A 10,443-nucleotide genomic window follows, 5' to 3' on the forward strand; every position below is an offset into this window, starting at 1 on the left:
GGGGCATGCGCCGGGGCGTTCCGGGCTTCAAACACGGGGCATTTCGGGCCGGTTGGCCCTCATGCCCCAAACTCGCCCGGCCCGCCCCGGCCCACGCCCCACGCCCTGCCCGTCCTGAGTGTCCTTTTCCAGGCGCATCCCCCAGGGGCCCCTCCCTTGCCCCTGCGGGGCCATTCACCCTGCGTTTTGGAAAAGGACGGATCTTTATTTTGTTCCGCCGCCTGCGGGCGGGGGAATTCTGCGCAGCGTTCTTTCTGCAGGTTTTTTCCGGCGGTTTGGCCCCCGTGCGTCCCGGAGAGGGCGCGCGGGGGCCTGGTTTCATGGATAGGCATTCCAGTACATTTCCCCGGATTCCAGAGCAATGCCCCGGGCGGCAAAAAGTTCGTCTACGGTGCAGAAGAGATAGCCCTGGGCGTGGAGCTGATCCACCACCTGGAGAGCGGCGTCCACCGACTCGGGAAAGATGTCATGCATGAGGATGATGGCCCCGTCCTGCGCCTCTGAGACAATCAGCTTCACCTCGCGCTCGGTGTTCATGTCCTTCCAATCCTCCGGGTCGATGGACCAGAGGATGATGGGACAGCCCGCCCAGGCCTTAACGCTTTCATCCAGCATTCCATAGGGAGGACGCAGCAAAAAATCGTTGTGTCCCAGCACCTGCTTGAGCAGGGCGCGGGATTTTTCCACCTGGGCGTTGAAATCCGTCCGGTTCAGGTCGGTGAGCCTCACATGGTCATAGGTGTGCAGGCCGATCTGATGGCCTTCCTCGTCCATGCGCCGCACCACGTCCTGGTTTTCCTCCACCTGGGCGCCGATGAGGAAGAACGTGGCGTTCACTCCGCGCTCCGCCAGGCCGTCCAGCAGACGGGTGGTGGTAGAGCGGCGCGGCCCGTCGTCGAAGGTCAGGGCGATGAGCTTTTGCCCGGTCTGGACAGAAGGGGATTCCTCCGTGTCGCCCGCAAGACCCGCGTCCGCCTCCACCGCCGCAGGATGTCCCGTCCGCAGCCCCGCCGCCGTCAAAACAGAGAGCAGCAGAAGGGCGAGGGCCAATACGTACCCCTTCTGCTGCCGTCCAAACTTGTTCATATCCGCCCGCCGCCTTTCCAAATCCATCGGACTTAGTATGCGCGGTGGGGCAGAAGAGTCTCGCTGTAAATTTTGTTATTGTTCGCGCGGATCCGGGTCGGCGATCACGTCCATCATATATTGATAATAAGGCAGCAAAAATTCATAGCCTTCCAGCAGCTGGTCCGCCAGATCGTGGGACCAGAGCAGCGCGTCGTGAGGGCCCTCATACCCCAGACTGAAGCTCTTTTTATTGTACCAGGGAGCGAGCAGTTTGGCGGCTTCCCCTTTGGGGCGCTTGTAATCCACTCCGTCCAAAACGAAGCGGTCCTGCCGGCGGAACGCACGGGCCAGCTGTTCCATGGGCTTGGGGTCCCGATCCATCCGGGCGCGGAACTTGGCCATGGTCACGGCGGGCGCCATCCAGAAGCCCATGCCATAGGAGTAGCCTTCCGGCTCCAGCTCGAACCAAAACACCGGCTCTCCGCTCCAGTTGTCGGAGGGACGTTCCATGCTCCACCACAGCCGATCCTTATAAGGGCCCCGGCCGTGGAGCCTGCGGGCGTCCCGATAGATGCGGGAGACCCGGCGTATCAGGTCCAGCTCGCCGTGCCGGTCCAGAAAACGCTCGTACACCTCGTCGGCCAGCGCACGCATGGGATCGTAAAAACAGCTCTTGTATAGTTCCTTGTGCTGCTCGAACCAGCTCTTTTCATTGTTGAAACGGATGCCCCACATAAAATCTACGGTCTGTTCCGAAAAGCCTTGAAACATGGCGGGTCCTTCTTTCCTCATAAGGTACGCCGCCCCCCGCCGAGGCGGGGGGCGGGCGGTCATTCGGTCACGGGGGATGCGGCGGGAGGCTCCGGCGCGGGGGAGGACGTGTCCTCCGGTTCCATGCCCGGCCCGCTGACGGGGGTGGTGGCTTCCGGCGTCGGGGCGGCGGAGGGCTCCGGCGTGGGCGACGTCTGGGGAATGGGAGTGATCTCCGCCGGCGGAGTGACCGCGGGGGTGGCGCTCGTCTGCGGCGCGGGCGTGACCGACGGCGCAGGCGTGACCGGGGTGAGCGTCATCAGGCCGGTGGCGGGGTCGATGCCCAGACGCTCCGCGTCGGCGGGATTGTAATAATAGACCGGATTGGAAACGGAATAGGCGTCCTTGTGGAGGAAGATCGTGTCTACCGTATTGCCGTTCTTGTCGACCAGTTTCTGATAGACCTCTACGGTGATGCCGTTGTAGCGGGCGTACTCTTCATCCCGCACGGGCGCGCCGCCCACGGGCACCTTGGAGGCGTCCGGCTTATAGGTGTTCTGATAGGCCACGGTGCTCAGCGTGACGCTGTAAGGCTCCCCGTGGACGCCGGTGGTATCGGTGCCGTAGAGGGTCACATGGAGCCGGTGGCTGTCGTCCTGATAGCACTCGATCTTGAGCGGGAAGTCGGTATCGTTTTGAAAGCGAAAATCCAGAGAATCGCTGAACACGGTGGCGTCGGTACCCACCACGGGCATATAGCCGCTGTTGTACTTGTGCTTGTTGCGCTCCACGATCTGCAGGTTGGCCTTCAGGGTGGTCCAGTAGAGCGTGGAGGAGAGCTGGCAGATACCGCCGGCGGTCGTGTCGATGTTCTTGCCGCCCACGTAGGCGCCCGCTTTCTTGTAGCCGCCGGCCTCGGTGTAGGGGCCGGCCAGCGCGTTGTAGGAGAACTCCTCCCCAGGGAGGAGAATGGTGCCGTTGACCCGGCCGGCCGCCAGATCGATGTTGTACCAGCGCGTGGAGGGCCCGGCGCATTTTGTGGTGGAGGTGCCCAGCACGTCGGCAAAGAGCTTTTCCTGAAATTCTTTCGTGGTCAGCTCCGGTTCCTCCAGCTGCAGGGGGACGGTGCAGGTGCCGCCCTCGGGGGTATCCGCCAGCGCGGCGGCGGCTTCCTCCACATCAAAGCGGACCCCGGTCACCGACGCCACGATCTCCTTGGTATCCGGATCCAGGTAGGCGTCCGCCGCCTCGACGGACAGCTCGTCGTAAACGGCCTGCAGGTCGGGCTCGGCCGGGGGCGCGGTGGTGATCTGGGCCTCGATGGGGGCGTAAGAAGCAGGCTCGTCATCCAGCAGCAGATGGTCAAAGCGCTCTACCAATGCGTCCAGCAGCGCGGCCACGTCCACGGTGCGCCCGGTGACCCCCTTGCGAAAGACCAAACTGCGGTCGGTCTGTTCCCAGGTGGTCTGCGCCTCGGGGTCGGTGCAGTCCTCAATCGCCTGCGCTACCGCCCGGGGCGTTTCGTCCAGAGACAGCGGTACGGGATACTCCGCCCGGCCCAGCAGGGCGGACAGATAGTGCCAGCCGCCCAGAAAAAAGCTGCCGTGCTGGTCGGCGATGGCCTGCTGTGCCGCGCGTGCCTCATCAAAGCTGAATTCAGCGCCGGAAACGGCGTACTCCGCGCCGCCGCAGAGAAAGGAGGCGGACAGCTGCGACAGGCGGCCGGGAAGCTGCCCGGCCAGAGCGGAGGAAGCCTCCGCCTGTGTCATACCGCCCACATCCACACCGGCGATGGCGGTGTTGGGCAAAAAGGTGCCGGCTCGATCCACATAAGCGCAAAGCCCCACATATCCGGCGATCAGCACCGCCGCCAGTACGAGAATGACGATGAGGGCGGCCTTTGCGCCCCGGGGTTTCCGGTCGCCTTTGATGACGCGCTTTCCCCCCTGATGATCCATTGCTATCACTCCAAAGCATCCCTCTCCGGATGCAAGAATACGGTTCCTGTTCCCGTGCATAGGAAACCACGCAAAAAGCACGGAAATGCCATGCGCCCGGGCGCCCTTCAGCGTGCGGTGGGTTCACCGCACGCAGCAACCGGCGCAGGAGGGCCGAGTGCTGCCATACATTCAAACCGCGGCTTGTTTAATAGACACTATTATAGGGCCTTTTGTCCGGAAATGCAATTACAGAACGGTTACATGAAAGCCCTTTACACCGGCGGGCTTTCGCGGTATGATAAATAGGCCGGGCGGGAAACCATACGGGAATACAGGGTCCAAACGGCGGCGGGCTTCGGTCTCCGCCCGGCCGTGTGTCCGCCGGGCCCGTCTTGCCGGCCGCCCTTTTATGGCGGAAGAACCGGGCGTTCGGATTCCGTTGCGGATATCATTCATCTTTTATCTTTTTTAAAGAACTTATCCATCGAAACTTTAACACTGATGTGATACAATACATTTGTTCCAAGCGGCGGGCCGGTGGCCCGCGGAAACAGGAGGGGCCGCATTCATGGCAGACTATCGAGACGACAAAAACGGTACCGACGCGGGGGATCTGATCTCCTGGATCGTCACTATTATCCTGCTGGTCAGTCCCGTGTGGCCGGTGGGACTGATCATGCTGTTCCGCAAACTGACCGGCGCGTCCCGCGGCCGCCGCCAGCCGCGTCATCCCTATGACATCCAGCGGGAGAGCGGCGCGCCGGCGCCGGGCACCCAGGGAATGCCGGGTACCGGCAGCACACGCCGGCAGACGCCGCCCGCGGGGGGCAGAAGCGCTCATTACGGCTCCGCCCGCCAAGGCAAGCCGGTGAATCTGGATCGGGGCAAGGGACTGACCATCGGCGGGGCCGTGGTGAGCGCCATTTTCGGCATTGCGCTCATCTCCGCTCTGCCGCCGGTGCTGCTGGAGGACGGGATCGCCGCATTTGCCTATCTGTCCCCAGTAATCGGTTTCTTCTGCGGCGGATTGGGTATGCTCTATGCCGGAACCCAGCGCACCAAAAAGGCAAAGCGGTTCCGGAAGTATCTGGCCCTCATCGGCCGGAGGGAGAGCATCTCCATCACCACCCTGGCCCAGGCAATGCCCATTTCGGTCCACAAGGCCTGTGACGATCTGCAGGAGATGCTGGATACCGGCATCCTGTCTACCGGCTATCTGGACATGAGCAGCGGCCGCCTGATCCTTAACGACGAGGGCCTGCGGGAGGAGGAGCCCGCCGCCCAGCCGGAGGAGGCTGCAGAGGAGAAGGATACGCTCGACATCAATGACGACGACGCGGTGCTGGGGGAGATCCGCAGGGTCAACGACGCCATTGCGGATGAGGAGATGAGCCGCAAGATCGACCGCATCGGCGAGATCACCGGAAAAATATTCGCCTACCAGAAGCAGAACCCGGGCAAGGCGGGGCAGCTTCGGAGCTTTTTGGGGTATTACCTGCCCACCACGCTGAAGATCCTCAACGCCTATGCGCAGATGGAGGCCCAGGGGATTGAGGGGGAGAACATCCGCTCGGCCAAAAAGCGGATCGAGGGAATGATGGATAAGGTGGTGGAGGGGTTTGAAAAGCAGCTTGACAAACTCTTCCAGAACGATGCCATGGATATTACCACCGATGTGGAGGTCCTGGAGCGGATGCTGGAAAAGGACGGACTTTCAGGCGGGCAGGGCCTGACCTTGGGCGGCTGAACGGGCTTGCATTGTATTTTCGGGAATCGGAAGCGGCCGTGCGCAGGAAACGTCCTGCGCACGGCCGCTTTTTCTGCAGTGGGTATTAGGACCATTCCCAGAAGATCCCGGTCAGGCCAAAAATCCGGCGGCCACATCGGCGGCGGAGGCGGCGTCCCGCGTATAGGCGTCGGCGCCGATGGTCCGGGCAAACTGGTCGGTGACAGGCGCGCCGCCCACCATGATTTTCACCTTGTCCCGGATCCCGGCGGCCTTGGCCCGCTCCACCACCTCGCCCATGACGGGCATAGTGGTGGTCAGCAGGGCGGAGCAGGCAATGATGGAGCAATCATTGTCGATGGCCGCCTGTACAAACTGGTCGGGAGGGACGTCCACGCCCAGGTCGATGACTTCGATCCCCTTGCCCTCCAGCATCATGCGCACCAGGTTCTTGCCGATATCGTGCAGGTCGCCCTTGACCGTGCCCAGACAGGCCTTGCCCAGCGGCTCCGCCCCGGATGCGGTCAGATAGGGCTTGAGCATCGCGGTGCCCGCGTTCATGGCCCGGGCGGCGATCAGCACCTCAGGTACGAAAACCTCGTTCTTTTTAAATTTGGCGCCGACGATGTTCATGCCGGCGAGCAATCCGTCCTCCAGAATAGCCTTGGGAGAGACGCCTTCCTCCAGGGCGGCGGAAATCAATTCCTTGACCAGCTTGGCCCGGCCCTTCTGCATGGCTTCCGAGATTTGGCACACAATGCTCATCGTAGTTCCCATTCCTTTCGAATCCCCGCCGGTTCAGTCTGCGCTGCGCTCCTTGTCCGGCTCCAGACGGCCCCGGCGTTCCCGAAATTTCCCCGGTGTGACCCCGGTACGTTTTTTAAAGACTTTGGTAAAATAGCTTTGATCCTCAAATCCGGACTGGGAGCAGATCTCAACCAGCGTGGCGTTGCCGGAGAGCAAAAGAGATTTGCTCTTGTTGATGCGCAGCTCATTGAGGTAATGATTGAAGGTGCAGCCCATCTCTTCTTTAAAGACTTTGCTGAAATAGGAGGGAGAAAGGCCCACGTATAGCGCGGTATCCTCCAGGGTAACTTTTGATTGATACCGCTTTTTCATAAAGTCGATGGCTTTGTAAATGATATCCTTGTGCTTGATATCCACCAGATTGAAGACCAGGTCGGCAAACCGTTCCATGATGCGGGTGAGCCAGAAGATCAGATCGTCGGTGGAGCGGAGGTGGCTGATCTCCGCCAGGTAGCGGTAGTTGAGACCGAAGACCTGCTCGATGTCCACACCGCCCTCGGCGGCGGCCCGGGAGAGCACTACCATCAACTCCAGAGCCCGGGCCCGCATCACGGTAAACTCCCCGCCCGTCGAAAAAAGGATGTGCCCCAGGATCTCGTTGAGCAGCCGCCGGGCGGCGGTCTGGTCCCCCTCGCGGATGGCGTGGACCAGCTCCCGCTCCTTTTCGATGGGGTAGACGGTGGGGGCGCCGTCCAGCTTGAGCTGCTGGATGTGTTCGCTCAGCACCTGCTGCTGCTGGTCCCGTTCCCGGTTGAGCAGCAGGGTGCAGCTGCTGTCGCTGATGTAGACCGACAGGGCGAACAACAGGTTGGAAAGGTGGGACAGGCGGGCGGGTTCGATCCGGGGAAAGGACTCCAGGACGGGGCGGAATTCCTCCAGCAGCTCCGCAGGTACGTCCCGCATGCCGGGAGGACTGCCGGCCAGATAATCGTCGATGTCCATAATGAGCACCGGCCCGCCCACCAAGCTGCCCGCCGCCCGGCCGCCGATGATGATGGGAGCGGCGAAATAGGCCATGCCGCTGGGGCAGAAGTAGATGTAGCGTCCGCCGAAGCGCTCCGCCTGATAGGCGCCGTAGAGATGGACCTTCTCGCAGTGGGAGGTCTGCCCGGTGAGTTGAGCGATCCTGCGGCAAAAGGCGCAGCTGTCGCCGCAGAGGCGGCCGCGGTAGAGCACCTGACCATCGTGATCGAGCAGCTGGCAGTTTGCACCGCAGGCCTGGGTAAAGGACTCCGCGATCTCTCTGGCGGCGTTCAGATCGAACGCGGTGTCCTGCAAATGGCTCAGATCCATAGGTGATCCCTCCCGTATACCAACAATGTTTGCGCGGCCGCTGCGCGTATGCCCTGTATCCACCGGCAGAATGGCTTTGGTTTGCGGAAAAAGGAGCCCCGATCAAGGCAAGGCCGCCAGCGGGCGGGGCCGGCATTCCGTTGGACGATCCTGCCGGGCGAGGCGTCTTTAAAGCTATTATAACAAATTTTTCAGGTTTGGAAAATAGGGAAAAGACGGCGCCCTTCCAAAAAGCGGAAGCATAAAAGCGGGAGTGCCGCCGCCGCCGCTTCTGGAAGACGCTTCCAAGCCAAAGGTGCGTTTCATTCCCAGCGGACCGGCCGTGTTTTTGTCTGGAGGCGGGTCATATTAAACACGTCGGACAAAATCTGCGTCCGCATTGCCGGCAGGACGAGAGTGCATGCGGAGAACTTGTCCGTGACTCCAACACAGATAAAAATGCGCGGGTTTGACTGAAAATGGCAGGGGTGATCGAATGAAGGAGGAACAAACGACACGGCTCTGGGCTGTGGCGGTGCGGATGCTGCTGGTGATCGCGGTGATGGCGTCATTCGTGCTGGCATCCACGGCCCAGGCGGCACAGCACGACACGGAAGGGCGCAGGGTGATCCCCATGGGGCGCACGGTGGGGATCAAGCTGTTTTCCGACGGCGTGATGGTGGTGGGCTTTTCCGAGGTGGCGGCTGCCGGAGGCAGCAGCGCCCCCGCCCGTGAATGCGGTCTGCGGGAGGGGGACATCATCACGCATATCAACAGCGCGGAAGTGGACACCATCGAAGAGGTCCAAAGCGTTCTGCAGCAGGTCGGCGGTGAAAAAATGAGTATCCGGGCCAGCCGGGACGGAAAACAGCTCCAGGTGACCGCCCAGGCGGTGCAGTGCAGTGCGGACGGACAGTATAAGCTTGGAGCCTGGATCCGGGACTCCATGGCGGGGATCGGCACCATGACGTATTATGACCCCGGCACCGGCGTGTTCGGCGCCCTGGGGCACGGGATCAACGACGTGGATACCGCGCTGCTGATGCCGCTGCAATCGGGGAACATCATGTATTCTGAGGTTACCGATGTGAAAAAGGGGGAGAGCGGCGCCCCGGGCGAACTCCACGGCGCGTTTCAGGTGGATCGGGACCTGGGGACGCTGAGTGCCAACACGGCGGGCGGCGTGTTCGGAACCCTGACCGACAAAAGCCTGACCGCCGGACACACGGCCATGGAAGTGGCGTCCCGTCAGCAGGTCCACACCGGTAAGGCGAGCATCCTCACCAATATTGCGGGAGACACGGTGGAGGAGTATGGGGTGGAGATCATGCGGGTATATCCGGCGGGGAGCGAAGATACCCGCGACCTGATGATCAAAGTCACCGATCCCGTACTGCTGGCGGCCACTGGCGGAATCGTACAGGGAATGTCCGGTTCTCCGGTGCTTCAGGATGGGAAAGTGGTGGGAGCGGTGACCCATGTGCTGGTCAATGATCCTACCCGTGGCTACGGCATCCTGATGGAACGGATGCTGGAAATGGCATAAACCGCAAAGCAGGGGGCCGCCGGCGCGGCTTCCTGCTTCTTTTGAATCCAAGCGGGGCGAAAGGAGTCGGATCGTGGAAACACGGCAAAAAGAAGCGGCGTTTGTGTCGAATGAAGTCGCGCGGAATATCCAAAAAATTCCATAATAATACTTGCGTTTGCTGTCTGAATATGGTAAATTATAGGCGACCGGTAAACCGCCGTGGCCAGGCAGAAAACGGAATTGGAGAGAAACCAGTGGAAAGGAAGTCAATATGGAAAATCGAAAGAGCGTATTACTGGCCGATGCCAGCGAGGAGTTCCGTCATCTTTTTGCAGGAGCGCTGGCAGAGGAGGACGATATTGTATTGATCGGCGAGACGGGGGACGGGCAGGAGGCCGTCCGTCTGGCGCGGGAACAGCAGCCCGACGTGATGGTAATGGACCTGGTGCTCTCTCGTATGGACGGCCTGGAAGTACTGCAGGCGCTGGCGGGACAGTCGCCCAGGCCGCGGGTGCTGGTGCTCTCCAGCTTTGCCCGGGGCAACATGGCTGAACTGGCGGCAAGCTGCGGGGCGGATTACTATATGATGAAGCCCTGCAAGCTCTCCACCGTCATCGAGCGCATCCGCCAGATGGCCGCCGGGTCCTTTCAGGGGGACGGAGAGGGCGAGAGCGCCCGAAACGGATCGCGTGAAGTGAGCCTGGAAAGCACCGTCACCGCTATCATCCATGAGATCGGCGTACCCGCGCATATCAAGGGATATCAGTACCTAAGGGAAGCCATCCTGATCGCGGTGGCAGACATGGAAGTCATCAACGCCGTTACCAAGATACTCTACCCCGAGGTGGCCAAGCGCTTCGGCACTACGGCCAGCCGGGTCGAGCGGGCGATCCGGCATGCCATCGAAGTGGCCTGGGACCGGGGCGACCTGGAGACGCTGCAAAAATATTTCGGCTATACCGTCTCAAACGCAAAAGGAAAGCCCACCAATTCGGAATTCATCGCCATGATCGCCGACCGCCTCCAGCTTCAGCGAAAGGAGAAATGAAACGCGCCGAGCCGTTGCGCCGCAGGCGGATAGGGGGAGGAAGGCGGGGGCGGAAAACACTCCAAAAGCGGGAATGAGGATCCCGATGGAATACAACAGACCTTCTGCGCAGAGCGATAAGCGCCCCCGGTTGATTGGATGGATCATCGGATCGACCGGGGGTGCTTTATCCGAACGCACAGCCGGTCAGGAAGAGCGCGCGGCTTCCGCGAACTTGATAATTGCAATTTGGATGATTCGGGTATATACTTGTTTATAACAAGGGCGAATGGCGGTGTTTCCCATGGAGCAGGAAAAACAGAAG

8 protein-coding genes are annotated in these 10,443 nt (G+C 61.3%); 3 read left to right on the forward strand and 5 right to left on the reverse strand.

The features are described from left to right. Nucleotides 1–318 precede the first annotated feature (318 nt). The 3 genes from MR825_RS10200 to MR825_RS10210 form a co-directional block, all read right to left on the reverse strand. Nucleotides 319–1,086, reverse strand: a complete 768-nt coding sequence (locus MR825_RS10200) for a polysaccharide deacetylase family protein (protein WP_256175982.1) — start codon at nucleotides 1,084–1,086, stop codon at nucleotides 319–321. Between the two features lie 75 nt (nucleotides 1,087–1,161). Next, complete coding sequence (locus tag MR825_RS10205) at nucleotides 1,162–1,860, reverse strand: DUF2461 domain-containing protein (RefSeq protein ID WP_256175981.1); 699 nt, start codon at nucleotides 1,858–1,860, stop codon at nucleotides 1,162–1,164. 38 nt (nucleotides 1,861–1,898) lie between these two features. After that, complete coding sequence (locus MR825_RS10210) at nucleotides 1,899–3,776, reverse strand: VanW family protein (RefSeq protein ID WP_287880595.1); 1,878 nt, start codon at nucleotides 3,774–3,776, stop codon at nucleotides 1,899–1,901. A 550-nt stretch (nucleotides 3,777–4,326) separates the two neighbouring features. Here MR825_RS10210 and MR825_RS10215 point away from each other — a divergent pair. After that, nucleotides 4,327–5,505, forward strand: coding sequence for a 5-bromo-4-chloroindolyl phosphate hydrolysis family protein (locus tag MR825_RS10215; RefSeq protein WP_287880597.1), 1,179 nt, complete (start codon nucleotides 4,327–4,329; stop codon nucleotides 5,503–5,505). Between the two features lie 111 nt (nucleotides 5,506–5,616). On the opposite strand, the gene MR825_RS10220 is transcribed toward MR825_RS10215, so the two are convergent. Beyond that, nucleotides 5,617–6,249, reverse strand: a complete 633-nt coding sequence (locus MR825_RS10220) for a corrinoid protein (RefSeq protein ID WP_186908459.1) — start codon at nucleotides 6,247–6,249, stop codon at nucleotides 5,617–5,619. 33 nt (nucleotides 6,250–6,282) lie between these two features. Then, nucleotides 6,283–7,584 (reverse strand): PocR ligand-binding domain-containing protein, encoded by a 1,302-nt coding sequence (locus MR825_RS10225; RefSeq protein ID WP_287880600.1) that lies wholly within the window; start codon nucleotides 7,582–7,584, stop codon nucleotides 6,283–6,285. Nucleotides 7,585–8,059: 475 nt separating this feature from the next. Here MR825_RS10225 and spoIVB point away from each other — a divergent pair, with 475 nt between their 5' ends. Further along, nucleotides 8,060–9,109: a SpoIVB peptidase gene (gene spoIVB, locus MR825_RS10230; protein ID WP_256175980.1), complete on the forward strand. Its 1,050-nt coding sequence runs from the start codon at nucleotides 8,060–8,062 to the stop codon at nucleotides 9,107–9,109. Between the two features lie 253 nt (nucleotides 9,110–9,362). After that, nucleotides 9,363–10,139, forward strand: a complete 777-nt coding sequence (gene spo0A, locus MR825_RS10235; protein WP_256175979.1) for a sporulation transcription factor Spo0A — start codon at nucleotides 9,363–9,365, stop codon at nucleotides 10,137–10,139. Nucleotides 10,140–10,443 lie beyond the last annotated feature (304 nt).

It is taken from the genome of Lawsonibacter sp., assembly GCF_022777125.1.
Classification (GTDB): domain Bacteria; phylum Bacillota; class Clostridia; order Oscillospirales; family Oscillospiraceae; genus Lawsonibacter_A; species Lawsonibacter_A hominis.